Origin of the sequence: Pseudomonas frigoris (assembly GCF_047758635.1) — a bacterium.
GTDB classification, from domain to species: Bacteria; Pseudomonadota; Gammaproteobacteria; order Pseudomonadales; family Pseudomonadaceae; genus Aquipseudomonas; species Aquipseudomonas frigoris.
Genome location: NZ_CP180479.1, coordinates 3,083,049 through 3,109,896, shown reverse-complemented (window position 1 = coordinate 3,109,896; position 26,848 = coordinate 3,083,049). Strand labels below are relative to the sequence as shown.

At 59.7% G+C, this 26,848-nt stretch carries 22 protein-coding genes; 5 read left to right on the top strand and 17 right to left on the bottom strand.

All coding sequences use genetic code 11. From position 1 onward, the window contains the following. Positions 1 to 7 precede the first annotated feature (7 nt). From ACMXYH_RS14280 to ACMXYH_RS14260, 5 genes are all read right to left on the bottom strand, one after another. Positions 8 to 1,177, bottom strand: coding sequence for a lactonase family protein (locus ACMXYH_RS14280; RefSeq protein ID WP_415767698.1), 1,170 nt, complete (start codon positions 1,175 to 1,177; stop codon positions 8 to 10). Beyond that, a complete protein-coding gene (locus tag ACMXYH_RS14275; RefSeq protein WP_129443814.1) occupies positions 1,170 to 1,466 on the bottom strand; it encodes a DUF5629 family protein in 297 nt (98 codons plus the stop codon). The genes ACMXYH_RS14280 and ACMXYH_RS14275 overlap by 8 nt, the downstream gene beginning before the upstream one ends. A gap of 199 nt (positions 1,467 to 1,665) precedes the next feature. After that, positions 1,666 to 3,246, bottom strand: coding sequence for an aldehyde dehydrogenase (NADP(+)) (locus ACMXYH_RS14270; protein WP_415767464.1), 1,581 nt, complete (start codon positions 3,244 to 3,246; stop codon positions 1,666 to 1,668). Positions 3,247 to 3,256: 10 nt separating this feature from the next. Continuing rightward, positions 3,257 to 4,249, bottom strand: a complete 993-nt coding sequence (gene araD1 / locus ACMXYH_RS14265) for an AraD1 family protein (protein ID WP_415767463.1) — start codon at positions 4,247 to 4,249, stop codon at positions 3,257 to 3,259. Between the two features lie 174 nt (positions 4,250 to 4,423). Beyond that, the gene (locus tag ACMXYH_RS14260) at positions 4,424 to 5,746 is read right to left on the bottom strand and encodes an MFS transporter (RefSeq protein WP_134421601.1); all 1,323 of its coding nucleotides are present in this window, start codon (positions 5,744 to 5,746) and stop codon (positions 4,424 to 4,426) included. Positions 5,747 to 5,939: 193 nt separating this feature from the next. On the opposite strand from ACMXYH_RS14260, the gene ACMXYH_RS14255 reads away from it, so the two are divergent. Next, positions 5,940 to 7,676 carry an IlvD/Edd family dehydratase gene (locus ACMXYH_RS14255; protein ID WP_008157040.1) on the top strand — a complete coding sequence of 579 codons (1,737 nt, stop codon included), beginning with the start codon at positions 5,940 to 5,942 and terminating at the stop codon, positions 7,674 to 7,676. Between the two features lie 200 nt (positions 7,677 to 7,876). Then, positions 7,877 to 8,596: a FadR/GntR family transcriptional regulator gene (locus ACMXYH_RS14250; RefSeq protein ID WP_046053637.1), complete on the top strand. Its 720-nt coding sequence runs from the start codon at positions 7,877 to 7,879 to the stop codon at positions 8,594 to 8,596. A 199-nt stretch (positions 8,597 to 8,795) separates the two neighbouring features. Here ACMXYH_RS14250 and ltrA read toward each other — a convergent pair whose 3' ends face one another. The 9 genes from ltrA to ACMXYH_RS14205 form a co-directional block, all read right to left on the bottom strand. Beyond that, positions 8,796 to 10,217: a group II intron reverse transcriptase/maturase gene (gene ltrA, locus ACMXYH_RS14245; protein WP_415767462.1), complete on the bottom strand. Its 1,422-nt coding sequence runs from the start codon at positions 10,215 to 10,217 to the stop codon at positions 8,796 to 8,798. 477 nt (positions 10,218 to 10,694) lie between these two features. Next, entirely contained in the window at positions 10,695 to 13,079 is a 2,385-nt protein-coding gene (locus ACMXYH_RS14240; RefSeq protein WP_134421603.1) for an efflux RND transporter permease subunit, read from the bottom strand. A gap of 28 nt (positions 13,080 to 13,107) precedes the next feature. After that, the gene (locus tag ACMXYH_RS14235) at positions 13,108 to 14,175 is read right to left on the bottom strand and encodes a WD40/YVTN/BNR-like repeat-containing protein (protein ID WP_129444550.1); all 1,068 of its coding nucleotides are present in this window, start codon (positions 14,173 to 14,175) and stop codon (positions 13,108 to 13,110) included. A 399-nt stretch (positions 14,176 to 14,574) separates the two neighbouring features. Beyond that, positions 14,575 to 17,232, bottom strand: coding sequence for an aminopeptidase N (gene pepN / locus ACMXYH_RS14230; protein ID WP_415767461.1), 2,658 nt, complete (start codon positions 17,230 to 17,232; stop codon positions 14,575 to 14,577). Positions 17,233 to 17,242: 10 nt separating this feature from the next. Further along, positions 17,243 to 18,073, bottom strand: coding sequence for a DUF2797 domain-containing protein (locus tag ACMXYH_RS14225; protein ID WP_415767460.1), 831 nt, complete (start codon positions 18,071 to 18,073; stop codon positions 17,243 to 17,245). Then, positions 18,070 to 18,330, bottom strand: coding sequence for a YeaC family protein (locus ACMXYH_RS14220; RefSeq protein ID WP_129444558.1), 261 nt, complete (start codon positions 18,328 to 18,330; stop codon positions 18,070 to 18,072). Before ACMXYH_RS14220 ends, ACMXYH_RS14225 begins: the two co-directional genes overlap by 4 nt. 33 nt (positions 18,331 to 18,363) lie before the next feature. Next, positions 18,364 to 19,233 (bottom strand): rhomboid family intramembrane serine protease, encoded by an 870-nt coding sequence (locus tag ACMXYH_RS14215; protein WP_134421606.1) that lies wholly within the window; start codon positions 19,231 to 19,233, stop codon positions 18,364 to 18,366. After that, positions 19,230 to 20,204, bottom strand: coding sequence for a metallophosphoesterase (locus tag ACMXYH_RS14210; RefSeq protein ID WP_415767697.1), 975 nt, complete (start codon positions 20,202 to 20,204; stop codon positions 19,230 to 19,232). Before ACMXYH_RS14210 ends, ACMXYH_RS14215 begins: the two co-directional genes overlap by 4 nt. After that, entirely contained in the window at positions 20,201 to 21,091 is an 891-nt protein-coding gene (locus tag ACMXYH_RS14205) for an NAD(+) kinase (RefSeq protein ID WP_007906781.1), read from the bottom strand. The genes ACMXYH_RS14210 and ACMXYH_RS14205 overlap by 4 nt, the downstream gene beginning before the upstream one ends. 251 nt (positions 21,092 to 21,342) lie before the next feature. Between ACMXYH_RS14205 and ACMXYH_RS14200 the strand changes: the two genes are divergently transcribed. Next, positions 21,343 to 22,293 (top strand): DUF1853 family protein, encoded by a 951-nt coding sequence (locus ACMXYH_RS14200; RefSeq protein WP_129444564.1) that lies wholly within the window; start codon positions 21,343 to 21,345, stop codon positions 22,291 to 22,293. A 127-nt stretch (positions 22,294 to 22,420) separates the two neighbouring features. Here the strand turns inward: ACMXYH_RS14200 and ACMXYH_RS14195 are convergent, their stop codons facing one another. Together ACMXYH_RS14195 and ACMXYH_RS14190 are read right to left on the bottom strand one after the other, a co-directional pair. Further along, positions 22,421 to 23,704 carry an arsenic transporter gene (locus ACMXYH_RS14195; RefSeq protein ID WP_134421608.1) on the bottom strand — a complete coding sequence of 428 codons (1,284 nt, stop codon included), beginning with the start codon at positions 23,702 to 23,704 and terminating at the stop codon, positions 22,421 to 22,423. Positions 23,705 to 23,965: 261 nt separating this feature from the next. Beyond that, complete coding sequence (locus tag ACMXYH_RS14190) at positions 23,966 to 25,069, bottom strand: DUF2855 family protein (RefSeq protein WP_415767459.1); 1,104 nt, start codon at positions 25,067 to 25,069, stop codon at positions 23,966 to 23,968. A gap of 55 nt (positions 25,070 to 25,124) precedes the next feature. Here ACMXYH_RS14190 and ACMXYH_RS14185 point away from each other — a divergent pair, with 55 nt between their 5' ends. Next, the gene (locus ACMXYH_RS14185) at positions 25,125 to 25,778 is read left to right on the top strand and encodes a TetR/AcrR family transcriptional regulator (protein WP_415767458.1); all 654 of its coding nucleotides are present in this window, start codon (positions 25,125 to 25,127) and stop codon (positions 25,776 to 25,778) included. A gap of 7 nt (positions 25,779 to 25,785) precedes the next feature. Here ACMXYH_RS14185 and ACMXYH_RS14180 read toward each other — a convergent pair whose 3' ends face one another. Continuing rightward, positions 25,786 to 26,346 (bottom strand): NADPH-dependent FMN reductase, encoded by a 561-nt coding sequence (locus tag ACMXYH_RS14180; protein WP_129444572.1) that lies wholly within the window; start codon positions 26,344 to 26,346, stop codon positions 25,786 to 25,788. Positions 26,347 to 26,521: 175 nt separating this feature from the next. Between ACMXYH_RS14180 and ACMXYH_RS14175 the strand changes: the two genes are divergently transcribed. After that, positions 26,522 to 26,782: a hypothetical protein gene (locus tag ACMXYH_RS14175; RefSeq protein ID WP_046048837.1), complete on the top strand. Its 261-nt coding sequence runs from the start codon at positions 26,522 to 26,524 to the stop codon at positions 26,780 to 26,782. Positions 26,783 to 26,848 lie beyond the last annotated feature (66 nt).

Below are 26,848 nucleotides of genomic sequence, written 5' to 3'. Positions count from 1 at the left end.
CTGCGGCCTATTGACGCACCATGAACTTGAGGTCGCTCGGGGCATCCATCGGCAGTTTTTGCACGGTTTTACCCAGCAGGCCTGTCTTTGAATCGCGCTCGACGACGACAATCTGGTTGCTTTTCTGATTGGCGATCAACAAGAACTTGCCACTCGGGTCGAGGCTGAACTCGCGCGGGTGATCACCTTCTACTGAACGGCGCTGCAGTTCCTTGAGGTGCCCGGTCGCAGGATCGATGGCGAACACCAGCAGCTGATTGGCGGTGCCACGGTTGCTGACGTAGAGGAACTTGCCATCGCTTGACGCGTGAAGTGCAGCGGCTGCCTTGTCCGAAACGGGCTGATCCGTCGCCAACTCAACCATCTGCGTTTGCTCGAGTTTGCCGTCCTTGTAATCGAACACCGCAACCTGCGCGCTCATTTCCATGGTCAGCCACGCGTGCTTGCCATTGGCACTGAACAGCAGATGACGCGGCCCGCTACCGGGTGGCAATTGGACGGACGCCGGTGTAGCGGCGGTCAAGGGCAGTTCCGGGTTGGCCTTTGGGTCGAAGCGGTAGACAAAGATCTTGTCAGCGCCCAAGTCATTGGAGAACACATACTGGCCGTCCGGCGACGAAACCGTTGAATGCACGTGCGCCGACATCTGCCGCTCTGGATTGACCCGGCTTGATGGATGGCTGCTCATCTGCACCACGGGCTTGAGCTTGCCGTCGGCACCTACCGGCAACACCGCCAGGGTGCCACCCGGATCTTCAGCCACTGAATAGTTGCTGACAAACAGGTGACTGGCTTCAACGCTGAGGCCCGAATGCGTCGGCTCGTTGCCCAGGCTTTGCACCTGATTGATCAGGCTCAGCTCATGGGTTTGGGGGTCGATCGCATAACTGCTGACACGCCCCACCGGATCGGTCTGTCCCGGGCCGTTTTCGTTGACCACGAACAGCTGACGCTGATCCTTGGACAGGGTCAGCCAGGATGGGTTTTCGCTCTTGACCACTTGCAGCGGCTTGGCATCGATCTGCCCGGTAGCACTGTCGAAGTTCAGGCGATAAATCCCCTGGCTCTGACCGGCTGTGTAGGAACCGACCAGCAACTGATAGTCGTCGGCCGACGCAACCTGAAAACCCATCGCGCCGACGCTGCCGGCGATCAACAATGGCAAGAGCTTACGCATCCTCATTCGCTTCTTCCTCGTCGTCATCACCGCGAAACGCGGTCATGCACACCAACCGGTGCTCACCGGAAGTGCCGGTGATCAGCCAGCTTTGCAGGTCTGGATCGAAGGTCGCGGCCTCGACCTCGGCCGGGGTGAACTCCCAATGCTTGGACACACGACCGTCCAAGCATTCGATGTGCAGGTTATCGTCTTCATCGAGGGAGAATTCGAAGGCGTGCAGCCCGTCGATTTCCACCATATCGCAGTGTTCGAGGGTGGCGAGCAAGGTGTCGGCTGGGGCGGTCATGGCAGTCAATCTTTGAATGGGAAAGACGCAATGATAGCTCAATGTGGGAGCAGTCCAGTGCCGGTCACTCAACTCAAAGATGACGTCGAACAAATGTGTGTGGGGCTTGCTCGCGAAAGCGGTGTAACAGTCAAAGATCAGTCGACTGACACTCCGCTTTCGCGAGCAAGCCCGCTCCCACAGGGATTGTGCTCGGTCGTTACAGCGCGTCGCGGGACGGTTGGCCATCCACCAGGCGCTGAATACGCAGCGGATTGCCATTCTTCAAGGCATCCGGCAGCAAGCTGTCAGGGTAGTTCTGGAAGCACACCGGGCGCAGGAAACGGTCGATGGCCAAGGTGCCCACCGACGTGCCGCGCGCATCGGATGTCGCCGGATACGGCCCGCCATGGACCATCGAATCGCAGACTTCCACCCCGGTCGGATAGCCGTTGAGCAGGATCCGTCCGACCTTCTGTTCCAGCAACGGCGTCAGCTCAGCGCACTGCTCGAAGTCCGCCGGTTCGCCAATGATCGTCGCCGTCAGCTGTCCGTGCAGACCGTTCAGGGCTGTGCTGAGCTGCGTCTGATCGGCCACTTCGACAAACACCGTGGTCGGGCCGAACACTTCTTCCTGCAGCACTTCATTGCCATTGATCAACAGGCTGACATCGGCCTTGAACAGTTGCGGTTGCGCCTGATTGCCTTGTTGCGGACTGCCGGCCAGATGCTCGATACCGGGATGAGCGAGGAGTTTTTGCACACCTTTGCCATAGCTGCTCAAGGTCCCGGCATTGAGCATCGTTTGCGCCGGTTGATCGCCGATCAGGCCCGCCACCTGTTGCATGAAGGTGGTGAACTGCGACGAACGAATGCCGATCACCAAACCGGGATTGGTGCAGAACTGACCGCAACCCTGCACCACCGAAGCGGTCAGGTCACGGGCGACCGATTCGGCGCGAACTTGCAGCGCCTGCGGCAATACGATCACCGGGTTGATGCTCGACATCTCGGCGAACACCGGAATGGGCTGCGCACGCGCGGCAGCCATGTCGCACAACGCACGGCCGCCCTTGAGCGAACCGGTAAAGCCAACCGCCTGAATCGCCGGATGCTTGACCAGCGCTTCGCCGACCCCACCGCCGTAGATCATGTTGAACACGCCGGCCGGCATCCCGGTTTTTTCTGCGGCGCGGATGATCGCGTCGGCCACCCGTTCAGCGGTGGCCATATGACCGCTGTGGGCCTTGAACACCACCGGGCAACCGGCGGCCAACGCCGACGCGGTGTCGCCTCCCGCCGTGGAAAACGCCAACGGAAAGTTACTGGCGCCAAACACCGCGACCGGCCCGAGGCCGATGCGGTACTGACGCAAGTCCGGACGCCGCAACGGTTGGCGCTCAGGCAACGCCCGATCGATCCGCGCACCGTAGAAATCACCGCGACGCAGCACTTTGGCAAACAGACGCATCTGGCCGCTGGTGCGACCTCGCTCGCCTTGAATGCGTGCGGCGGGTAGCGCGGTTTCGCGGCAGACCAGCGCAACAAAGTCGTCGCCCAGCGCGTCCAGTTCGTCGGCAATCGCGTCGAAAAATTGCGCCCGGCGTTCGGCGCTCAAACTGCGATACGTCGGGTAAGCCGCGGCGGCAGCCTTGGCGGCGGCGTCGACTTCTTCAAGGGTGGCCTGGTGAAAACTGTAAGGCAGGTTTTCGCCCGTGTTGGCATCAACGCTTTTGACGATGATTTCGCCGGCAGCGCTGCGCTGACCGCCGATGTAGTTGTGACCAAGAATCTGGGTCATGCCTGTCTCCTTAAAGGGTGCCAACGGTGCCGGGCTCGAACGCCGCTTCAACCGGTACAATCCCGTTGATCAACGGTGCACCGAACTCGGCCTGACTGATCTCGAACACGTCACCCGGCTGGGTGCGAACGCCATCGGCAAAGGACAGGGTCGCGGTGCCGAAGAAGTGAATGTGCACATCGCCCGGACGCAGGAACTGGCTGTATTTGAAATGGTGGTACTCGAGGTTTTCCAGGCTGTGGCACATGTTGGCCTCGCCGCTGAGAAATTCGTTCTGCCACAGCACTTCACCGTCACGCAGGATGCGGCTGGTGCCTGCCAGATGCTCCGGCAGTTCACCGACCCGAAGTTCCGGGCCATAACTGCAACTGCGCAGTTTGGAATGGGCCAGGTAGAGGTAATTCTTGCGTTCCATTACGTGATCGGAGAACTCGTTACCCACGGCAAAACCGAGTCGATACGGTTTGCTGTCATGGCCGATGACGTAGAGGCCGCTGAGCTCCGGCTCCTCCCCCGCGTCTTCGGCAAACGGTGGCAGCGGGAACGGTTGGCCCGGACGCACGACGATGCTGCCGTCGCCCTTGTAGAACCATTCCGGTTGTACGCCGGCCTTCCCCGCTACCGGCTTGCCGCCTTCCACGCCCCATTTGAAGATGCGCATGGTGTCGGTCATCGCCGCTTCGTCGCCGACTTGCTGATGCATCTTGTCCCGTGCCGACGCGCTGCCCAAATGGGTCAGGCCTGTACCGCTGACCAGCATGTGCGCCGGGTCCGGGTGATCCAGCGGTGGCAGGATACGCAGCTTGGCCAACAGTTCTGCATAGTCATGGCTGATGCCCAGGCCCAGGGTTTTCACCTGCTGCTCAAGATTGACGCCCGCCTCGATTGCCGCCAACGCCAGGTCGCGAACCGTGCGCGCGTCCTGCACCTCGCGCACCAGATCGCCCTCGACCACGCCCACCCGACGCTCGCCATTACTCAATTCGAACTGAACTAAACGCATGATTTTTTCTCCTGTAAACGAAATTCGAAAACACCGCAAAACCAATGTGGGAGCGGGCTTGCTCGCGAAGGCGGTGTGTCAGTCACCATTGATGTTGAATGTAACGACCTCTTCGCGAGCAAGTCGGATCGCCGCACCGCCGCTCCCACATTTGATTGGGGTTAACCTTCAGATTTATGCGCGGGTCGCGCCACGGGCGCTGGCAGCGAACTGGTCGGCCGGCAGTACGTGCTTGCGTTCCAGCAGGCGATAGACCACACCGGTCAAAATCAGCCCGAACACCATCACGCCGGACAAGAAGTACAGACCCGAAGCCAGGTTGCCGGTGTATTCCTTGAGCGCGCCGATCACGAACGGACCGATGTAGCCGCCAAGGTTGCCCACCGAGTTGATCAACGCGATTCCGGCCGCCGCACTGGCCCCGGCAAAGAAGCGGCCCGGCAAGGTCCAGAACACTGCGGTGCAGGAAAACAGCGCGAAGGCCACCAGGCACAACGCCGCCAGTTGCAGCACCGGCACTGTCAGCCAGGCGCTGAGGAACAGGCCGATGGCACCCAACACGTAAAGGACTGCCAGGTGGCCGTAGCGATCATTCAAGCGGTCGGAACTGCGCGGGATGATCAGCAAACCGATGATCCCGAAGATGTACGGCACCGATGACACGAAACCGGTCACCAGATCCGTGCCACCGAACTGTTTGATCAGGGTCGGCAACCACAAACCCAGGCCGTAAATGCTCAGGGTCACCGGGAGATAGAACAACGCCAGCAGCAAGACACGTTTGTCCTTGAGGGCGTGCAACGGGTTGCCGTGGCGGGTCTGGCCGTACTCCTCAAGATCCTTTTTCAGTTCGCCGGTCAGCCAGTCTTTTTCGGCCTGGTCCATCCATTTCACCTGTTTCGGACCGTCCGGCAGCCAACGCAGCACTGGCCAGGTCAACAGGATCGCCGGGGTGCCGATGACGATGAACAGCCACTGCCAGCCATGCAGGCCAAGAATGCCGTCCATGCCGAGCAGACCGCCGGACACCGGACCGGTGATCAACATGGCGATGGGTTGGGAAAGGATGAACAACCCGAGGATCTTGCCGCGATGGCGCACCGGGAACCACTGGGTGATGTAGTAGAGAACGCCCGGGAAGAACCCGGCTTCCGCCGCGCCGAGCAGAAAGCGCATCACATAGAAACTGTGCGGCCCCTGGACGAAGGCCATGCCGATGGTGATGGCGCCCCAGGTGACCATGATTCGCGCGAACCAGCGCCGCGCGCCAAAGCGTTCGAGCATCAGGTTGCTGGGGATTTCCAGCAGGAAATAGCCAATGAAAAACAGCCCGGCACCCAAACCGTAAGCCGCGTCACCGATGCCGAGGTCGGCGCCCATGTGCAATTTGGCGAAGCCTACGGCGGAGCGATCCACATAGGCGATCAGGTACAGCAGGATCAGGAAGGGAATCAGTTTCAGCGTGATGCGACGAATAAGCCGCAGTTCCTGGCTCATGAGATCGGTCTCCGATTGTTGTTGTTATAGAACCTCGGGGGACGCCTCTCGCGGAAAACCGCCAGGGCAATCCCTCCGTTGAAACGGACTATATAGTAATACTATTTAATCAACAACACTTCCAAACATTCGGATTTACGCCTATGTTACGCCTCAGCTTGAACAATATAGTCATACAATAAGAGAACCGATTATGTCTGATAAGAAACCCACCCTGCGCTCCGCCCAATGGTTTGGCACTGCCGACAAGAACGGCTTCATGTACCGCAGCTGGATGAAGAATCAGGGCATCGCCGACCACCAGTTCCACGGCAAGCCGATCATCGGCATCTGCAACACCTGGTCGGAACTGACCCCGTGCAACGCGCATTTCCGCCAGATTGCGGAACACGTCAAACGTGGGGTGATCGAGGCTGGGGGCTTTCCCGTGGAATTCCCGGTGTTCTCCAACGGCGAGTCGAACCTGCGTCCGACCGCCATGCTCACTCGCAACCTGGCGAGCATGGACGTCGAAGAAGCGATTCGCGGCAACCCGATTGACGGTGTTGTGCTGCTGACCGGTTGCGACAAAACCACCCCGGCGTTGTTGATGGGCGCGGCCAGTTGCGACGTACCGGCAATCGTCGTCACCGGCGGGCCGATGCTCAATGGCAAGCACAAAGGTCAGGACATTGGTTCGGGCACCGTGGTCTGGCAGCTCAGCGAACAGGTCAAGGCTGGCACCATCACCATCGACGATTTTCTTGCGGCCGAGGGTGGCATGTCCCGCTCGGCCGGCACGTGCAACACCATGGGCACCGCTTCGACCATGGCCTGCATGGCTGAAGCACTTGGCACCTCCCTACCCCACAACGCGGCGATTCCGGCGGTGGATGCACGTCGTTATGTGCTGGCGCACATGTCCGGCATGCGCGCGGTGGAGATGGTTCGCGAAGATCTGAAGCTGTCGAAAATTCTCACCAAAGAAGCCTTCGAAAATGCTATTCGAGTGAACGCCGCCATTGGTGGTTCGACCAACGCCGTGATCCACTTGAAAGCCATTGCCGGGCGCATCGGTGTCGAGCTGGACCTCGACGACTGGACCCGCATCGGTCGCGGCATGCCGACCATCGTCGACCTGCAACCGTCCGGGCGTTTCCTGATGGAAGAGTTCTACTACGCCGGTGGCCTGCCAGCGGTGCTGCGTCGTCTGGGTGAAGCCAACCTGATTCCGCATCCGAATGCCCTGACCGTCAACGGCAAGACTCTCGGCGAGAACACCAAAGACGCACCGATCTACGGCCAGGACGAAGTGATCCGCACCCTCGACAACCCGATCCGCGCCGACGGCGGCATTTGCGTATTGCGCGGCAATCTGGCGCCACTCGGTGCAGTGCTCAAGCCTTCCGCCGCCAGCGCCGAACTGATGCAACACCGCGGGCGTGCGGTGGTGTTCGAGAACTTCGACATGTACAAGGCACGGATCAACGATCCGGAGCTGGAGGTGGATGCCAACTCGATTCTGGTGATGAAAAACTGCGGTCCGAAGGGTTACCCGGGTATGGCCGAAGTCGGCAACATGGGCTTGCCGGCCAAGTTGCTGGCTCAGGGCGTGACCGACATGGTGCGTATTTCCGATGCGCGCATGAGCGGCACGGCGTACGGCACTGTCGTTCTGCACGTGGCCCCGGAAGCGGCCGCTGGCGGACCTTTGGCGACGGTAAAGGAAGGTGACTGGATCGAACTTGACTGCGCCAATGGTCGTCTGCACCTGGACATTCCCGACGCCGAACTGGCGGCGCGCATGGCTGATTTGCAGCCACCGCAGCAATTGATCGTGGGTGGTTATCGTCAGCTGTACATCGACCATGTGTTGCAGGCGGATCAGGGTTGCGATTTCGACTTCCTGGTCGGTTGCCGCGGCTCCGAAGTCCCCCGCCACTCCCACTAACACCACCAGTCCCCTGTGGGAGCGGGCTTGCTCGCGAAGGCGGTCGATCATCCAGCATTAATGTTGAATGTGCGGCCCTCTTCGCGAGCAAGTCGGATCGCCGCACCGCCGCTCCCACATTTGATCTATGCCCGCCTCAAGATTGCGCCGCGCCTGTTATCATGCGCAGCACCCCATCGCCCAGGATCGCGCCGTTCCCCATGGATTACCGCAAACCCTCCGACCGCAAAAGCATGCATTCGCGCATCGTCCAGGAACTGGGCATGCAGATCGTTTCCGGACGCTTCAAGCCGTGTGACAAACTGCCCGCCGAAGCCCTGTTGTGCGAGGAGTACGCGGTCAGCCGTCCAGTCCTGCGCGAAGCCACCCGGGTATTGGTCGCCAAGGGTCTGGTGTATTCCCGTCCGCGAGTGGGCACCGTGGTCAAGCAGCGCAAGGAATGGCACATGCTCGATCCCGATGTGCTGCATTGGCTGATGCAAAGCAGCCCGCAAAATGAATTCTTCGATTTGCTGACCAGCGTGCGCAGCATCATCGAACCCGCCGCGGCCGCCCTCGCCGCGCAGTTCGCCACGGACGATGACATCGCCTCCATCGGTGAAGCCTACCAACGTATGGAAGCCGCACCGACCCCCGAAGCGCTCTTGCAACCGGACCTGGATTTCCATAGCCGGATCGCCGATGCGACCCATAACGACTTGCTGGCCAACCTGTGCAACATGCTGTCGGTGGCGATTGCCGAAGCCTTGAAGCATTCCAACCAGCGACCGAATCTGCATGAACTGGCATTGCCACGGCACAAGGCGATTCTGACGGCGATCGAGAACCGGGATGCGCTGGGTGCGCGGCATGCCACGTTGGTGCAGCTGGATGATGCGCGTAGCGCGTTGAATGCGGTGCTGGGTACCGATCCCTCATAACTACCACAAATCCAATGTGGGAGCGGGCTTGCTCGCGAAGGCGGCGTGTCAGTCAGCACAGGTGTTGAATGGTAGACCGCCTTCGCGAGCAAGCCCGCTCCCACATTGGGTTCAGCGTCAATTTTGAGATCGAGTAGGAGGCGGCTTTACAGCCGCCGTCCTCTCACACCACCGTACGTACGGATCCGTATACGGCGGTTCAAGCTATGCGGCTAAGCCGGTTTATCGTATCCAGTACCGAAACTAACCCAAGCTGACCCCATAGTTTCTTCGGCAGCGCCTGATTCATATGAGATGCGCCTGAGCTCCACCATGGGCCTCGGCCATTGAAGGCTGATTTGCAGGCGCGAGCTTCGCTAAGCCCCAGGCGCATCAAGTTACGTGCCCTCGTTGAGGGCCGCTTCCATTGTCGCCAGACGACGCAGCGAAGTTTGCGCCGCACCCAGCCGTCAATTTCCTCAAGTGGCCGTTTGCTCTGACTGAGCTTGAAGTAGCCTGCCCACCCGCGCAGCACAGGATTTATCCGTTCGATGACATTCGCCATCTTGTGGCCCCGCGCCCCGCGCAGCAGGTCTCTTAGCCAGTCGCGCAAGCGACCCAGACTCATCGTCGCCACTCTCAGCTTCGGTTGCTGATGCCAGCTCATCCCATAACCCAGATAGTCGCAGACCCAAGGCCGTGCTACGTGGCTCTTTTCCCGGTTCAGCGTCAGTTTCAGGCGCTGATTCAGGAAGCGCTCAACACCGACCATCACCCGTGCGCCAGCCCGCTGACTGCGCACATAAATGTTCGCGTCGTCGGCATAACGCACGAAGCGGTGGCCTCGTCGTTCCAGTTCGCGGTCGAGTTCGTTGAGCAGGATGTTCGACAACAACGGCGAGAGCGGGCCACCTTGCGGCGTCCCTTCCTGCCGTCGGCTGACGAGTCCGTCCGACATCGTTCCCGCTTCGAGGTAACGACGGATCAGCGTGAGCACACGCCTGTCTTCGATTTGACGCGCCACATAGGCCATCAGGACATCGTGGTTGACCCGATCAAAGAACTTCTCCAGATCGAGTTCCACGCACCAACGATGACCCGCCGCCACATGGCCGCGGGCTGTTTCGATGGCTTGATGAGCGCTTCTGCCCGGACGAAAACCGTAGCTGTAGTCCGAGAACAGCGGGTCGAAGACCGGCGTGAGCTGTTGCAGCAGGGCTTGTTGGATCAGGCGATCCACGACGCCGGGAATCCCCAGCTGCCTTGTGCCACCTTTGGGTTTGGGGATGTCGACGGCGCGTACACCTTGCGGGTGGTACTCGCCGACCAGCAACCGATCCTTGAGGATTGGCCAATACTGTTTCACGTAGTCCGCCAAGTCGTCGACCGTCATGCCATCGGCACCCGGTGCGCCCTTGTTGCTGACCACGCGTTGATACGCACGCCTAAGGTTGGCCGGTGCAAGCACCCGCTCCATCAGCGTGTCCGGCTCCGCGTTCGTCCACGTCACAGACGCCGCCGATACCTGTGCGCTGTCAGCCGTCATCCTCGGATACTGTCCGGGACTCGGAGTAACAGTCTTCTCTTGGAGAAATTTCTGCATTTCGGTATTCAACGAGACTTTGACGCCTACTGGCGGCATAACTTGTTCGGCCCTTGGTGACGGGGTTATTCGCCACTTACTACGGCCTCGGCTGACTTCTGCACGTTCATCCCGTCGCCTCTCGACGCTCGGTAGCACTGTGGCAAACGTGCAGATCTCCCAGGGTAATTCGCGCGACCTTCCTGCTTATGCCTGTCGGATCTACGTCGCAGCGTCCCGTGCAAGTATTGGGCTTTAGGGAAACACGCCCCTTTACCCCGCTGCGCCGCCTCTATCCGCTTGCTGTTCGTCAAGCCAGCATTTTGCCTCGGGCTTCCTTCAGATTCGCGGTCACCCGCGACACCCTTGCCTCTGGCTAACACTTCCCCTTGCCGGGTGTGTAGAGGACTTTCACCTCCAAGTCACCAGCGAGGCCACCACAGCCAAGCTGGTTGCGCTTGCGCGCAACGCGCCATGCCTGGCGCACATGTAAAAAAGCCGCAACCTTGGTTGCGGCTTTTCTATTTCAGCCAGGCATCAGTGAGCGAACAGCGAATTACCTTTCTGCCCCGCCAATTTCTCCGGTTTGATCAGGAACCGTGCCAGCGCTGGCAGCAGCCACAGTGCGCCGAACATGTTCCAGAGCAGCATGAAGGTCAGCATCAGGCCCATGTCGGCCTGGAACTTGATGGCCGAGAAGATCCAGGTGCACACGCCGATCGCCAGGCACAGGCCGGTGAACAGCACGGCTTTACCGGTGGACTTCAGCGTCTGGTAGTACGCCTCTTGCAACGGCAGACCAGCACGCAGGAAGCTTTCCAGACGGCTGTAGATGTAGATGCCGTAATCCACGCCAATCCCCACCCCGAGCGCCACAACCGGCAGGGTTGCGACTTTCACGCCAATGCCCATGAAGGCCATCAGGGCGTTGCCGAGTACCGAGGTCAGGACCAGCGGCAGCACGATGCACAACGTCGCTGCCCAGGAGCGGAAGGTGATCATGCACATGGTCGCCACGCAGATGTACACCAGGATCAGGATGGTCAGCTCGGATTCCTTGATCACCTCGTTGGTGGCGGCCTCGATCCCGGCGTTACCGGCGGCAAGGATGAATTCCAGGCCTTCCTTGTTGTTCTCCTTGGCGAAGTCCTGCACTGCATGCACGGCGCGATCCAGGGTTGCGGCCTTGTGATCGTTGAGGAACACCAGCACCGGCGCCAATGAGCAGCTGTTGTTGTACAGACCATCAGCCCGAGCAATCGAGTTGTTCAGCACGTCCGGGTTACGCGACAGGGTTTCCCATTTCAAGTTGCCTTCGTTCATGCCCTTGATCATCTGCTTGGACACGGTCACCAGCGAGATCGCCGACTGCACGCCCTCGGTGTTCTGCATCTTCCACATCAGCTCGTCGATCGGCGCCATGGCTTCGTAGCGCGAGCAGCCTTCGGACTTGGTCTTGACCATCACCACCAACACGTCGGAACTGGTGGAGTAATTGCTGATGATGAAGTTGTTGTCCTTGTTGTAGCGCGAGTCCGGACGCAGTTCCGGAGCGCCCTGATCGAGGTCACCGATTTTCAGGTTCTGGCTGTACCAGAGGCCGCCGCTGAAGGCCACCAGGGCCAAAACAATCGACACCGGGGCAACTTTCGGGCTGGCAAAGTTCGACAGCAGACGCCAGAACGGATGTTCGCGGTGCGCGTCTTTCTTGCTGCGTTCCACGGCGCGTTTGCTGATGCCAACGTAGGAAATCGCCACCGGCAGCAGGATCAGGTTGGTGAACACGATCACCGCCACGCCGATAGACGCGCCGATGGCCAGTTCACGAATCACGCCGATGTCGATGATCAGCAGCGTGATGAAACCCACCGCATCCGCGAGGATCGCAATCATCCCCGGCAGGAACAACTGACGGAACGTGCGCCGCGCTGCAGTCAAAGCGTTGTCTGCCTCGCTGGACTGCAAGGCAATACCGTTGATCTTCTGCACGCCGTGGGAAATACCAATGGCGAAGATCAGGAACGGCACCAGCATCGAGTAGGGATCAAGCCCGAAACCAAAGAAGTGCATCAAACCGAGCTGCCAGACCACCGCCACCAACGTGGTGCTCAACACCGCCACGGTGCTGCGCATGCAGTTGGTGAACCAGTAGAGCAGGATCAACGTGATGATGAAGGCGACGCCGAAGAACATCACCACCATGACCAACCCATCGATCAGGTCGCCGACTTTCTTGGCGAAACCGACGATGTGGATCTGCACGTTAGGGTTCTGGGCTTCGAATTTGTTGCGGATCTTGTCTTCGAGTTCGTGAGAGAACTTGCGATAGTCCAGCGCCAGCAACTTGCCTTGGTCTTGCGGGTCCGGGTAGGACTCCAGCAGCGGGATATCGACAATGCTCGACTTGAAGTCGTTGGCCACCAGACGCCCGACCTGACCGGACTTGAGCACGTTGTTGCGCAACAGGTCGAGGCTTTGCTGGGAGCCGTTGTAGCTCTGCGGAATCACTTCACCACCGGCGAAGCCCTCCTCTGTCACTTCGGTCCAGCGTACGCTCGGGCTCCACAGCGACTTGAGACCGGAACGGTCAACACCTGAAATGTAGAACACCTCGTCATTAATCTGACGCAGAGTCTCCATGTACTCCTTGGAGAAGATGTCGCCATCAGTGGCTTCCACCGAGATGCGCACCGTGTTGCCCAGGTTCGCCAGATCGTTGCGATGCTCCATCATCTTTTGAATGAACGGATGCTCGAGCGGGATCATTTTTTCGAAACTGGTGGACGGCCGGATCAGCGTCGCTTGCCAGAACAGGAAAATACTGACCAGCAGGCAGATGACGATCACTGCCGGGCGGTTGTTGAAAATCAGGCGTTCGAGAAACGTCGCCTTGTCATGATGATGAGTGCTCAAGGATGTCATAGACCCGCCTTCTTATTATTTGCCCGGCTCATTTGGACGACCCATTTTTTCCATTCTCTGCGCCGGTTGGCGAGGTGACACGAACGCCACCCTGTCCTGCCAGAATCAGATTGCCGTTGCCCGCTGCGGTGACTGCCGAAACGGAAATGCGATCCGGACGGTTGAACACGCTGAAGGTTTCGCCGTTGTCGTTGCTGCGGATCACCGAGCCGCCGTTGCCGACGATCACGATGGAACCGTCATCAAGCAGCGTCGCGCCGGACAGACCGAATTCCAGCGCACCGCGAGCGGCCTTGAGTTCAACCGGTTCCCAGGTCGTGCCGAAATCGGTGGAGCGAAACAGATTGCCCCGCAACCCGTAGGCCAGCAGCGTATTGGCTTGAGCGGTGCCGATCACACCAAACAGCGAGCCCTCATAGGGACCTTCAAGCTTCTCCCAGGTCTGGCCCCAGTCGGCGGAGCGGAACATGCTGCCCTGCTCGCCGACGATGAACAGACCGGAATCCTTGACCGCCGCGATGGCGTTGAGGTGGTACTGGTCTTCGTTGTCGAGGCGATCGCTGACATCTTCCCAGTTCTTGCCGCCGTCGGTGGTGGCCAGCAACGCGCCATAAGCACCCACGGCAAAGCCGCTGTTGACGTCCTGGAACCAGACGTCGAGCAGCGGCGATTCACGTTTCAGATCTTCGAATTGCTTGGTCCAGGTGACGCCGCCGTCCTCGCTCGCGAGGATCTGCGCGTCATGGCCGACAGCCCAGCCGTGTTTGTCGTCGACGAAATACACCGACGTCAGCAGTTGCCGCGTCGGCACCTTGGCTTGGGTCCAGGTCGCGCCCTGGTCATCGGAATACAAAATGTGCCCGCGATCCCCGGCCGCCACCAGGCGCTTGCCGGCGTGCACGACGTCGAGCATCAGGCTCTTGCTGGCTTTGGCAGATTCAACGGAATAAACAATGTCGGATGCTGGCGCAGCAGCGGCCAGCGCAGGTGCCGACAGCACGGCACAGCCCAACAGCGAGAGCGCTGTAGCCAGCAACGCGAATTTGCGTAGTGCCGGCGGGCGGCAGATACCCACACCCATGACAGGCTCACTCATAGACCTTCCCCCATTATTATTGTTAGGTCGTTCAACCTTTCTGGGCGCCATAAGGGTGCTCTTTGCGAATGCCTTTTCTGGAGCATAGTCCTGAAATACGCAATCTAGAGCCCCTTCGGAAGCTGGCTTATCCTATCGGGGTTTGGAAAGGTCTGACAATCGACGCCACGTTATGTTTTGTTAACTGGGGGGATAACGGGCGTGGGTGAATGTGGGGGTATTCGGACGGATGATGGATGAATCAAGTGGAGAAAGCCGTGGTGTCTGCTCTGACGTCTTCGCGAGCAAGCCCGCTCCCACATTTAACCGTGTTCTACCAGAAGAATGCGGTCGAATGTGGGAGCGGGCTTGCTCGCGAAAGGAGCGCTGCGGTCTGCCAGGCAGACCGCAGTGTCAATATCAAGCCAGGCTTTTGCTGACCACTTCAAACACATCGCTCGACAGCTGACCCGAAGCGCGAATCCGCTCCAGCTCACCTTTCATCAACGCCTGACGCGCGTCGTCATACTTGCGCCAGCGAGTCAGCGGCGCCAACTGCCGAGAAGCGATCTGCGGGTTGAACCCGTTCAACTCAATCACCAGATCCGCGAGGAACCGATAACCCGAGCCATCGGCCGCATGGAAATTGATCAGGTTCTGCCCGGCAAACGCCCCCACCAGCGCACGCACCTTGTTCGGGTTCTTGATATTGAACGCCGGATGCTGCATCAACGCCTTGACCCGCTCCAGACCACCGGGCAATACACTGCCGGCCTGGACGCTGAACCACTGATCCATGACCAGCGGATTGTCCTTGAAGTGCTCGGCAAAACTCGCCAGTGCCGTGGCCTTCTCTTCTTCGAACGACGAATTCACCAGCACCGCCAACGCCGTCAGGCGCTCGGTCATGTTATCGCTCGTCTCGAATTGCTCCAGCGTCGCCGCCAATACTTCCGGTTTACCGCTGCGCATCAGGTACGACAGCGCAATGTTCTGCAACGCGCGACGAGCGAAGTGCTCGGCCTCGGCTACATATGGGGTTTTCTTCGAGAGATCGCGATTGGCCTGATAACGCAGCCACAACGCCTCGAACAAACCCTCTGCCAATTGTTTACGAGCAAACTCGCGAGCGATGTGAATGGCGTCAACGTCAGCCACTTCGCTGATTTCTGTCAGATACGCCTCGCCCGGCAGCGAAAGCATTTCCGCGACCATCGCCTGATCCAGCGTCTCGTCAGACAACACGGTGCGCAAGGCAGAAATCAGACGCTGATCCAGCACCAGTTTCTCGCCCTTTTGCTGCTGAGCAATCAGCTCTTGCAGCACCTGAACCGACAATTGCTGACCCGCATCCCAGCGGTTGAAACCGTCGCTGTCGTGCTGCATCAGGAACATCAGCTGATCGCGGTTGTACGGGAAGCTCAGTTTCACCGGCGCCGAGAAGCCACGCAGCAACGAAGGCAATGGCTGTTCCGCGATGTCGATGAAGGTGAATGTCTGCTCGGCTTCGGTCACCGAAATGACCCGCGAGGTGCCCTGAGCGCTGGCTTCACCGGAAAGACGCAACGCAATGGCCGCACCTTTGGAGTCCAGCAGGCCCAACTCGACCGGAATCACGAACGGCAACTTCTCAACCTTGTCCGGGGTTGCCGGGCAGCTTTGACGGAAGGTCAGGCTGTAGGTTTTCGCCGCCGCGTCGTAGGACTCGCTGACTGCCAGGCGCGGTGTGCCAGCCTGGCTGTACCAGCGCTTGAACTGGGCCAGGTCGACACCGTTTGCGTCTTCCATGGCCTTGATGAAGTCGTCGCAAGTCACGGCCTGGCCGTCATGGCGTTCGAAGTACAGGTCGCTGCCTTTGCGGAAGCCTTCGGCTCCGAGCAAGGTATGGATCATGCCGACCACTTCCGAACCCTTTTCGTACACGGTCAGGGTGTAGAAATTGGAAATCTCGATGAAGCTGTCCGGGCGCACGGCGTGAGCCATGGGACCAGCATCTTCGGCGAACTGGTGGGTGCGCAGATACGCCACGTCCTGGATGCGCTTGACCGTGGCCGAGTTCATGTCGGCGGAGAAGCCCGAATCGCGGAACACGGTGAAGCCTTCCTTCAGCGACAACTGGAACCAGTCGCGGCAGGTCACGCGGTTGCCGGACCAGTTGTGGAAGTACTCGTGGGCAACAATCGCCTCGACCCGCTGGTGCGCGGCGTCGGTCGCGGTTTCAGCGCGGGCCAGCACGGCGCTGGAGTTGAAGATATTGAGACCCTTGTTCTCCATGGCGCCCATGTTGAAGTCGTTGACTGCGACGATCATGAAGATGTCCAGGTCGTACTCGCGACCGTAAACCTCTTCGTCCCAGCGCATGGACTTTTTCAGGCTGTTCATGGCGTGCTGGCACTTGTCGATGTTTTCCGGCTCGACATAAATGCGCAGTGCCACGGAGCGATCGGTCATGGTGGTGAAGGTGTCTTCGACGCACCACAAATCACCGGCCACCAGCGCGAACAGGTAGGCAGGTTTCTTGAACGGATCTTCCCAGGTCGCCCAGTGCCGGCCGTCTTCGCCCGGACCGCTGGCAATCGGGTTGCCGTTGGACAGCAGCACTGGATAGCTGTGCTGCTCGGCGACGACCGTGGTGGTGAACGTGCTCATCACGTCCGGACGGTCGAGGTAATAGGTGATCTTGCGGAAGCCTTCGGCCTCGCACTGGGTGCAGAACATCGTGCCGGATTTGTACAGGCCTTCCAGCGCGGTGTTGGTTTCCGGGTGGATCTTGACGCTGGTGTCGACCGTGAAGGTGGTGCTGGTCGGGTGCAGGGTCAGGTGATTCTCGGTCAGTTGGTAGTCCGCTTCGGTCAACTCGCGATCAGCCAGGGTGACCGACAGCAACTCAAGCTGCTGACCATCCAGCACCAACGGCGGCAGGCCCGGGCCACGTTCAGGATTGCGGCGCATCACCAGTTGCGCATGGACCAGGCTGTGGTCCTCGAACAACTCGAAGGTCAGGTGCGTCTCGTCGATCAGGTACTCGGGCGCCTGATAGTCCTTCAGGTAGATCATCTTCGGTTGTTCGGTGCGCATGCTGGAGTCCTTACTGATGCACGGCGAGCTGGTAGGCCGTGTATTTACGAATATTGATTACGCCGGTGTCGAAAATCAGGTACTGGCCCTTGATTCCCAACAGCGTGCCTTCGGCGATCGGATTCTTGTCCAGGTTGAAGCTGACGATCTTGGCCGGGTATTGCTCGACCGGATAGCGGATTTCGAGCGTTTCTACATCGGCAATAGTCTGGATCGCCTGTAGGCCGAATCGTTCCTGTAAACCTTGCAATCCTTCGGCGCAGCTGTCGAACAGCTGATCACGAACCTGCGCCAGGTCGACCGACACCGCATCGCCCTTGAGTAAAGCACGCCAGTTGGTCTTGTCCGCCACCTGACTGCGGAACAGGTCCTCGACGAAGCCCGACTGTTGACGGGTCGAGACGCGCATGATCGGCAAGGCCTGACGGGCGCCCTGATCGATCCAGCGGGTCGGCAGCTGGGTGGCGCGGGTAATCCCGACCTTCACCCCCGAAGAGTTGGACAGATACACAATGTGATCCGTCATGCAGAACTTCTCGCCCCACTCTGGCTCACGGCAGGTGCCAGCGTCGTAGTGGCAACGCTCCGGGCTCATGATGCAGATATCGCATTGGGCCAGTTTGGTCATGCACGGGTAGCAGTAACCCTGGCTGAAACTGGTTTTGGTCTTGCGTCCACAATGGGTGCAGTGAATCGCCCCCAGGTATTCCAGGCGCACCGTGGTCCCGATCAAGGGATTGACCGGCACCTCGACGTCGTCCAGAAGAAACGCGTACTGCACGTTCGGCCCGTCAAGGCGCGCCGACATTTTGCTGATTGCACCGCGGCCAATCTCGATCAATGTACGGCATCCGATTTGAACAGGATATTCGGCACTTCGATCGACTTCGAGCCGCACTCCTGCACGCCCATGTAACCGGTGCGATGGTCTTCGGGCAGGTTCTGGATTTCCCAGGCGATCATCGCTTGCAGCGACAGTTCGCGTTGTTCGGCGGTGAGTTTGCCACCGTCGGACCATTTACCGATTTCCACCGCCAGTTTCAGGCTCTGGTAGATATCAGGGGTGATATTGTTGATCATTTCGTTAAAAGAGGACATCAAGGGCTCCGCGCTCTTTAATACATAACAGTTTTAGGCGGCCAGTTTACGGCGGTTGTACAAACCACCCAACAAGCCGGTCAAGCATCCGACGAGCAACCCGCCGACGTGGGCCGCATTGGCAATTTCACCGAAGCCGATCATCGAGACCAGCCCGGACAGGCACAGCAATAGCCACACCAGCATCATCACCAGCACGCCACGCGGCAGGCTATAAGCACGGTTCGGCGAAATCATCTGGAAAATCCAGCAATGCCCGAGCAGGCCATAGAGCACGCCGGACAACCCGCCAAACAGGGTCGGGCCACTGAAATAATATTGGGCGTAGTTGGACACCAGACTGAAGAGCAACGTCAGGCCAATCAGGTTGATGCTGCCCTGGCGCGACTCGATGCGTCGCCCCAGTTCCCAGTACCACATGCCGTTCATGGCCAGGTGCAGGATGCCGAAGTGGATCAGCATCGGTGTCACCAGACGCCACCATTGCCCCGCCGCCAGGCTGTCAGCCAAGGGCACAAAGTGGATGTACTCGCCGACAATGCGGTAATCGAGGAAGGTCAGCCAGCGCATCGTGTCGAGGTTTTCGCCCAGCAGCGTCACCGCGCCGACAAGCAGGCTCAGCAGCAACACGAACGCTGTCGCCTTGGCGTGGCGCAGTTGCTCGACGAAACTTGGGCGCTTTATGGTTTGCGCCACAGGAATGTCCAGCTGTTGATCGGGATCACCGGCCGGGTAGCGTTCGTACAACGAGCGCACGTCTTCGCTGATGTTGGCCGGCACCCATAGCACTTGCTCACCCGCCTCTTCGCTGACCCGATGCGGCACCTGCATGCGCTGCAACAGTTTGACGAACCCGCTCAAGTCCACCGCCAGCGGCAGCCGCAAAACGGCAACGGCACTCATCGCAGCACCTCCGGCCGCTCGACATCGACCCAGACAAATTTGTGCGGGTCGAGACGGGTTTCCTGGTCCAGCCGGTAGGCGACCAGTTTGCCGTAGAGCACTGCGCTGTAATCCAGGCAGGCCAGGTTCGGCCGGATCGGCACCGGTTTGCCGCTGCGCCAGTAATGGCCCACGAACAACAGTGGCTCGTCGACGCCATAGCGCAGCAAGGTGTTTTTTTCAGTGGACGACAGCGGCGTCCGGGCCACGGGTTCGGGCAAGGCGTCAGGCTGGAACACAATGTCTCCGTAGGTTTGCGGGTCGTCTTCCCAGAACTTGGTGCGGAAGAACGAACGCGTCAGGCCATCGCCGCTGGTCATTGTCAGACCATGAGGCAAGCGCATGTCAGTGCCGCGTAGCAGGCGGTCGAACACGGTGCAGGCGAAACTGCCCGGCACCGCGGAGGCCTGGAGAAAGTGCTCATCGACGCACCCGTTGGGGAACAGGACTCGCAGCGGTTCGATCAGCCCCGCGTCCCAGCAGGCATGCACCACCCGGAATCGCCCGGCATCGACGAACAATGGCATCTCATAGAACCATTGCAGGAAGTCATGCCAGTCAGCCGGATGGTCTTCGAATTGGGTCAGGGTTTCGTTCAGCAAACGGGCATGGCGCGGGGTGTGTTCGCGCACGAACTGCTTGCCGCTGCCCGGAGGCGCCGGCGTGCTCCAGCCGAGGGCGTTGAATTCATGGTTGCCCATGATGCACAGCGCCTGACCCGCTTCGACCATGTCGTGAACGATGTGCAGCGCTTCGCGAATCCGCGGGCCGCGGTCGATGATGTCGCCGACGAACACCGCCATGCGCGACGGATGCCGCCAGACGCCAGCGTGTTTTTGGTAACCGAGCCGGTCGAGCAAGTGCTCAAGGGTCAGAGCGCAACCGTGCACGTCACCGATCAGGTCGTAGCTTCGCGCGGGATCGAGCATCAGTCGCCTCCACCACCCAACTTGCTGCCCCAGCCGAGTTTGGTCCGGCAGACTTCATAGTAGTTGTGGTCGAGCGGGTGTATCAGCCGCAGCTTCTGGGCCTTCTTGCTGATGGTGATGGTGTCACCCGGCGCGCAGGTGAAGTGGTTCTGCCCGTCACAGGAGACTTGCGGGTAGATCTGCATATCTTTGGACACGACGATTTTCAGCTCACTGTTGCCATCGACCACGATCGGCCTGCCCGACAAGGTATGGGGGTACATCGGCACAATCACAATAGCGTCAAGCTTGGGATGCATGATCGGCCCGCCCGCCGACAGCGCGTAGGCGGTCGAACCGGTGGGCGTAGCGACGATCAGGCCGTCGGCCTTCTGGCTGCAGACGAACTGGCCGTCGATGTACAGTTCGAACTCGATCATCCGCGTCGACTTGCCGGGGTGCAGCACCACGTCGTTCAGCGCGTCGCCCTGACCAATGGCCTCGGCGTGACGACGAACTTCGGCTTGCAGCAGGAAGCGATTTTCCACCAGATAGTGGCCGTCGAGCACCTCGGCGACTTTGACTTCCAGTTCATCGGGGCGAATATCGGTCAGGAAGCCCAGGCTGCCACGGTTGATGCCGAGCACCGGAATATTGTGTCGGGCCAATGCCCGCGCGGCGCCCAACAGGCTGCCGTCACCACCGACCACAATCACCATGTCACACACTTCGCCGAGCATCTTGCGCGACGAAGTTTGCAAGCCATGCCCCGGCAGCACTTCGGCGATGGTGTCTTCGAGGATCACGTGCAGGTGACGATCGAGCAGAAACCGTTTCAGTCGGCGAACGGTATCCAGCACCTGAGAACTGCCCAGGCGACCGATGATGCCGATATTACGAAATTGCTCCATGGGGCTCCTAAAGTTAGGGTCTGTTGACGCTTGGTGGCGGCCGCGTTGCGGGATTTGCCAAGGAAACAGCCATTGGCGGCATCCCGCGCCTTGCCTCGCACACGTTGGCCCAGCAACGCGGCTCGCCACCAAGCGTCAACAGACCCTACGGGTCAGCGGCGGCGAAAAACACGATTATGGGCGAAAGCGCGGGATAGACAAAATCCTTTCAGCCACAACGGTGTACTCACGATTGAGGCTATGCTCGCAAGATGATCCTATTTCCCGATTTGCTGCAGTTACCCCACCAGTTGCGCCACCCCGAAGTGCGCGACCTGGCATGGGTCATCCTCGCGCCGCCGATGCTTGGCGTCACGACGTGGCCGCAGCGTCACCCACTGACCGGCAGTGATTGGGTACAAGCGCCGGAGCAGCTGGAACGGTGGCTGCGGCAACTCGATCACGACAGTTATGACTTGCTGCACTGGTTGGCGCAGGCCCGGACCCGGCGACTGGGCTTGTACTACGAACGCCTCTGGCAATACGCCGTGCAGCACGCGCCGGGTATCGACCTGATTGCCGCCAACATGCCGATCCGCCGCGAAGGCCACACGCTGGGCGAGCTGGACATGCTGCTGCGCGATCGTGACGGCGTGCATCATCTGGAACTGGCGATCAAACTTTACCTTGGCCCGCAAAATGGCGACGGACACGACACGGCGCAGTGGCTCGGCCCCGGTTGCCACGATCGGCTGGACCGCAAACTGGCCCATCTGACGCAGCATCAATTGCCGATTTCGGCGCGCCCGGAGAGCCGCGAAGTATTGGCGGCGCTGGATATCCAGCAGTTCAGTGCACATTTGTGGCTGGGCGGCTATTTGCTGTATCCGTGGCCGGGACCGGCCGAGCCACCGAATGGTGCACATCCCCAGCATTTACGCGGTAGCTGGCTGCACCAGAAGGACTGGGCAGACTTTGTCGTGCAACGCCCGTTCGGTCGCTGGCAACCCCTGCCCCGCCACGCCTGGCTGGCGCCGGCGCACTATCCGGTGGAGCAGACCTGGAGCACTGAACAGCTGAATGCCTGGCTCAGCGATCTGGAACCACTGGCCCCGGCGCAGTTGCTGGTGCGACTCACAGAAAACACCCAGGGCGATTGGGAAGAAGCCGAACGGCTGTTTCTGGTGGCGGATCTTTGGCCTAACGTTCCTGGCAGTGGTTGAGTCTTTTAGCGTCTGGGCTGGCCCTATCGTCGGAACGCCGCCCGGACCAAGCTCGCTCCCACATTTGATCTCCTTTTGGCGAAGATCCCTGTGGGAGCGAGCTTGCTCGCGAAGGAGCCGACGCGGTCTAAACCGATAACCGCAATGCCAGCGCCGCCAACGTCACCAACAACACCGGCACCGTCAGCACAATCCCGACCTTGAAGTAATACCCCCAGCCGATCCGAATGCTCTTGCGCTCCAGCACATGCAACCACAGCAACGTCGCCAGGCTGCCGATCGGCGTAATCTTCGGCCCCAGGTCACTGCCGATGACGTTGGCGTAGATCATCGCGTCCTTCACCACCCCGGTCGCCTGGCTGGCATCGATCGACAGCAAACCGATCAGCACCGTCGGCAGATTGTTCATCATCGACGACAGCAGCGCCGTCAGCACGCCCGTGCCCATGGCCGCGCCCCACACGCCGTAACCGGCAAAACCATCCAGCCATCCGGCCAGATACCCCGTGAGCCCGGCGTTGCGCAGGCCATAGACCACCAGGTACATGCCCAGCGAGAAAATCACGATATGCCACGGCGCTTCTTTGATGACTTTGCGCGTGGAAATCTTGTGACCTCGGGCGGCAATGGCCAGCAGCAACGCCGCGCACACCGCAGAAATGGCACTGATCGGAATCCCCAGCGGTTCCAGCGCGAAGCAGCCGAGCAGCAGAATCACCAACACGGCCCAACCGGCATAAAACGTGGCGCTGTCGTGGATCGCAGAAGCCGGATGCGCCAGTTGCTCGGGGTCGTAATCCTTGGGAATGTCACGACGGAAAAACCACATCAACATCGCCAGGGTTGCCGCGACACTCACCAGGTTGACCGGGATCATCACCGCCGCGTAACGGTTGAAACTGATATGGAAGAAGTCCGCGGAAACGATGTTCACCAGGTTCGACACCACCAACGGCAGACTCGCCGTGTCAGCGATGAAACCGGCGCCCATGACGAACGCCAGGGTCGCCGCCGGGGAAAAGCGCAACGCCAGCAGCATGGAAATCACGATGGGTGTGAGAATCAGCGCTGCCCCGTCGTTGGCGAACAACGCCGAGACCAACGCACCGAGCAGCACCATATAAGCAAACAGCTTGCGTCCGCTGCCCCGCCCCCAACGGGCGACGTGCAGCGCCGCCCAGGCGAAGAACCCCGCCTCGTCCAGCAACAGACTGATGACAATTAGCGCGACAAAGGTCCCGGTGGCGTTCCAGATAATCTGCCACACCATCGGGATATCGCTCAGGTGTACGACCCCGAAAATCAGCGCAAGTACCGCGCCGAATACCGCACTCCAGCCGACGCCAAGGCCTTTTGGCTGCCAGATCACCAAGGTGATGGTCAGCAGGAAAATCAACGATGCGGTCAGCATGCAGTGCAGCCTTGTCGGAAAAGCAAACCGCGATTCAGCCGCAACACACGAGCGGAGTAAAGCCCAAACTTGCTGCCTCCCCCTCAACGCACCGGGCTCGATGTAGCAGCTGCCGAGCCTGCGAGGCAGCGTTCGGCGACGCAGTCGTCGTGAAATCAGGCACTGCGGTGTCCCAGGAATACCGCGTTCGCAGGGTTTACGACGACTTCGTCGCCGAACGCAGCCTCGCGGGCTCGGCAGCTGCTACGACAGATCGGTGTGCTATAGCCGGATCACATGACCCTCGATCGGCGCGATCTGGCCATGGAACAGCCTGGAAATCACGCTCTGCGCGGCTTCATAGCCTTTGCTCTCGACCACTTCCAGCAATGGTTTATCAGCCGCCGTCAATTGCCGGTAGAAACGCTGCAAACCCTCACCAATATGCTGACTGACTCCTTCCGCCCCCCACTCGGTATTGCGCTTGCGGATCTGGATCGGCGCAAAAAAGAACACTGGTTGCGGACCTTCAATGGCCGTCAATCGAGCCTCATCGGTGCTTTGCGCAGAACCAGCGAAGCAGCTGTAAACCAACTGCCCGGCAAAATGCTGGTGGACCTGATCACGTAAATCCAGGCCGCCGGAAAAATCCACATACAACGTAGGGCGGTCATTGGCCAGGCTCGCCAGTTCTGCGTAGGCCACCGTTCGCTCATAACAACCGAGCTTCTCGACAAACGCCTTGTTGCCGGTCGAGGTCAGCGCCACCCGCTCCAGGTCAGGGTGATTTTCCAGGCAGACCGCCGTGCCATAGGCGGTTTTACTCGACGCGCTGGAGAACACCAGCCAGGACGCGCCAAAGAACTGCTTGTCCTGCAGGAAATCCGCCAGCATCGACGAGGTCAGGAACAGCGGTTTGAGCAATATCTGCAGGTTTTCGGTTTCTGGGCTGTAGTACGAATCCCAACTGCAACGGGTGTATTGATTGTAAGCCGACGTCAGTGCCTGCCGATGCTCGGCGGCGTCATAGAAACCACGCTCGGTGACCCGTTCCGGGCGCATCCACAGATGGCTGGCAATCGGAAAATACCCGTAGAAACGCTCCCCGACTTTGATACCGGCCACATCAGACGCCACAACATCGGCAAAACCCCACGCCGGGACGTGTCCCCATTCCGCCAACCCTGTAGGAAAGAATTCCCAGTAGTTCATCGAATTGCCATAGGCCGCGTAGGTAATGTTGTTGGTGGTCAACGCGCACCGGTCGATCTTGAAAATCACCTCGCCGGCAGCCGGAATCAGGCTACGTTGCTCCTGCTCGATTCGGCTTTGGTCAAGGGCGTTTTTGCGGGTGATCAGCCGTGTTACCGTGCTCGGACTTTGCATCTTTCAGACTCCTGCTGCGAGTGAATGGCGGGTAGCACCAGAGTAGTGGCAGCCAATGAAGAGCGGGTTCGGAAACACCAAGGGCATCGCGCCCACCCTCAATCCCCGCGCAAAGCCGCTGAAACGGCCGAGCCAGGCTCGGGCGATTTTCACCGTAGAGGCGATTTACGAAGCATTTGTTCGGATTTGGCAGCGCGACGGCTGGTCGGGGTTGACCACGCGTGCGGTGGCCCTGGAAGCAGGCGTCGCCATTGGCACGTTGTACGATTACTTCCCGAGCAAGGAAGCCTTGCTGTCAGGTTACGTCCGACATTGCCTGGAGCACCTGTTGCAGCAGGTGGATGAACAGGTCGTACAGCCCACGGATCTGGATTGGCAGACCCGGACCAACCGTCTGATACGCCTGACCTGTGACCCGGTCGAGGCCAGGCAACCGTTGTTCGACTATGAACTGATGACCCTTGAACACCAGATCGCCGAACCCAAACACCATCGGCGAGTGTTCCAGGAGCTGTCGCAGAAGTGGCGCGAAGCCTTCGCAGCCTGTACCGATTTACCCGTATGCCCTTCAGAAACAACCATTGATGCCTGGCTAATCACGGCTTGGGGCGGGCGCCGTTATTGCGTCAGCGCACAACCTGCGGCGGCGCAAACCGCCGCATGGCTGCTGGAGATCGAATCGATGATCTGTGGCCGGCTCCGTGGCTAAATGAGCGTCATTGCTTTTTATGCTGCTCGACCCATTGCCCATAGGCATTGATGAATTTTTGCAAAAACGGTTTTAGCGACTCGGACAGGTTACCTGCCTCGTCGAACGCTGAACCGGCGCCGCTCAGATAGGCTTCCGGTTGCTGCATGCACGGCACATCCAGAAACACCATGGACTGGCGTAGGTGATGGTTGGCGCCAAAACCACCGATAGCGCCCGGCGAAGCACTGATCACCGCTCCGGCCTTGCCGCTCCAGGCACTCTTGCCATAGGGACGCGAACCCACATCGATCGCGTTCTTCATCGGCGCAGGCACCGAACGGTTGTATTCGGGGGTCACGAACAGCACCGCGTCGGATGAGCTCACTTGTTGCCGGAAAGTGCTGTAGGCTGCCGGCGGTGAAGCGCCATCGATGTCCTCGTTGTAGAGCGGCAGATCGCCGATTTCGACGATAACCAGTTTGAGATTGGCAGGCGCTAGCTCGGCCAGGGCCAGCGCCACCTTGCGATTGATCGATTCCTTTCTCAAGCTGCCGACCAGTACTGCGATCTTATAGACGTTGCTCATGGAAGATTCTCGACTGTCGATGGAAAGAGCCTGTAGTTATAGATGACGATTCAACCAGTGGGCGACTGAAAAACGCCGCCCCTGACTATTTTTTTCCTGTAGGAAAACTTACCTCGCCCAACCACGGTCTACAGAGCCGCAAATTGAGTGATTTATCCCCAGAGGTTCTAAGCAGATGGCAGCAGTACTCGTCGGTCAGTTCCATGCAAGAGACGCGGAAGGCCGCGTTTATTCCGTGCATGAGTTCCAGGAATCCACCCCGTCGGCAGACGGCCTCACTGGCTCGGTGCCTGTTACCACTTATAAGCTGGCCATTGGCGATCGCGTTAAAAAGCTCGATGACAACCAGTTTTTGCTGGTGCAATCGGACGTCACTATCGTGCGCGAGCCCGACACCTATGTCGGCAGCCGGCCGGAAACCAACGTCGCGTCATAACCCCCGTGTTATGAGCAGAAGTCATATGCGCGCACTTGAGATAGGATTCAGCCACTGACTCCCTCA

Excerpts from the sequence above, each read along its gene's own strand:
- ACMXYH_RS14280 (WP_415767698.1), bottom strand. The coding sequence starts at position 1,177 with ATGCGTAAGCTCTTGCCATTGTTGATCGCCGGCAGCGTCGGCGCGATG.
- ACMXYH_RS14275 (WP_129443814.1), bottom strand. The coding sequence starts at position 1,466 with ATGACCGCCCCAGCCGACACCTTGCTCGCCACCCTCGAACACTGCGAT.
- ACMXYH_RS14270 (WP_415767464.1), bottom strand. The coding sequence starts at position 3,246 with ATGACCCAGATTCTTGGTCACAACTACATCGGCGGTCAGCGCAGCGCT.
- araD1 (WP_415767463.1), bottom strand. The coding sequence starts at position 4,249 with ATGCGTTTAGTTCAGTTCGAATTGAGTAATGGCGAGCGTCGGGTGGGC.
- ACMXYH_RS14260 (WP_134421601.1), bottom strand. The coding sequence starts at position 5,746 with ATGAGCCAGGAACTGCGGCTTATTCGTCGCATCACGCTGAAACTGATT.
- ACMXYH_RS14255 (WP_008157040.1), top strand. The coding sequence starts at position 5,940 with ATGTCTGATAAGAAACCCACCCTGCGCTCCGCCCAATGGTTTGGCACT.
- ACMXYH_RS14250 (WP_046053637.1), top strand. The coding sequence starts at position 7,877 with ATGGATTACCGCAAACCCTCCGACCGCAAAAGCATGCATTCGCGCATC.
- ltrA (WP_415767462.1), bottom strand. The coding sequence starts at position 10,217 with ATGCCGCCAGTAGGCGTCAAAGTCTCGTTGAATACCGAAATGCAGAAA.
- ACMXYH_RS14240 (WP_134421603.1), bottom strand. The coding sequence starts at position 13,079 with ATGACATCCTTGAGCACTCATCATCATGACAAGGCGACGTTTCTCGAA.
- ACMXYH_RS14235 (WP_129444550.1), bottom strand. The coding sequence starts at position 14,175 with ATGAGTGAGCCTGTCATGGGTGTGGGTATCTGCCGCCCGCCGGCACTA.
- pepN (WP_415767461.1), bottom strand. The coding sequence starts at position 17,232 with ATGCGCACCGAACAACCGAAGATGATCTACCTGAAGGACTATCAGGCG.
- ACMXYH_RS14220 (WP_129444558.1), bottom strand. The coding sequence starts at position 18,330 with ATGTCCTCTTTTAACGAAATGATCAACAATATCACCCCTGATATCTAC.
- ACMXYH_RS14215 (WP_134421606.1), bottom strand. The coding sequence starts at position 19,233 with ATGAGTGCCGTTGCCGTTTTGCGGCTGCCGCTGGCGGTGGACTTGAGC.
- ACMXYH_RS14205 (WP_007906781.1), bottom strand. The coding sequence starts at position 21,091 with ATGGAGCAATTTCGTAATATCGGCATCATCGGTCGCCTGGGCAGTTCT.
- ACMXYH_RS14200 (WP_129444564.1), top strand. The coding sequence starts at position 21,343 with ATGATCCTATTTCCCGATTTGCTGCAGTTACCCCACCAGTTGCGCCAC.
- ACMXYH_RS14195 (WP_134421608.1), bottom strand. The coding sequence starts at position 23,704 with ATGCTGACCGCATCGTTGATTTTCCTGCTGACCATCACCTTGGTGATC.
- ACMXYH_RS14190 (WP_415767459.1), bottom strand. The coding sequence starts at position 25,069 with ATGCAAAGTCCGAGCACGGTAACACGGCTGATCACCCGCAAAAACGCC.
- ACMXYH_RS14185 (WP_415767458.1), top strand. The coding sequence starts at position 25,125 with ATGAAGAGCGGGTTCGGAAACACCAAGGGCATCGCGCCCACCCTCAAT.
- ACMXYH_RS14180 (WP_129444572.1), bottom strand. The coding sequence starts at position 26,346 with ATGAGCAACGTCTATAAGATCGCAGTACTGGTCGGCAGCTTGAGAAAG.
- ACMXYH_RS14175 (WP_046048837.1), top strand. The coding sequence starts at position 26,522 with ATGGCAGCAGTACTCGTCGGTCAGTTCCATGCAAGAGACGCGGAAGGC.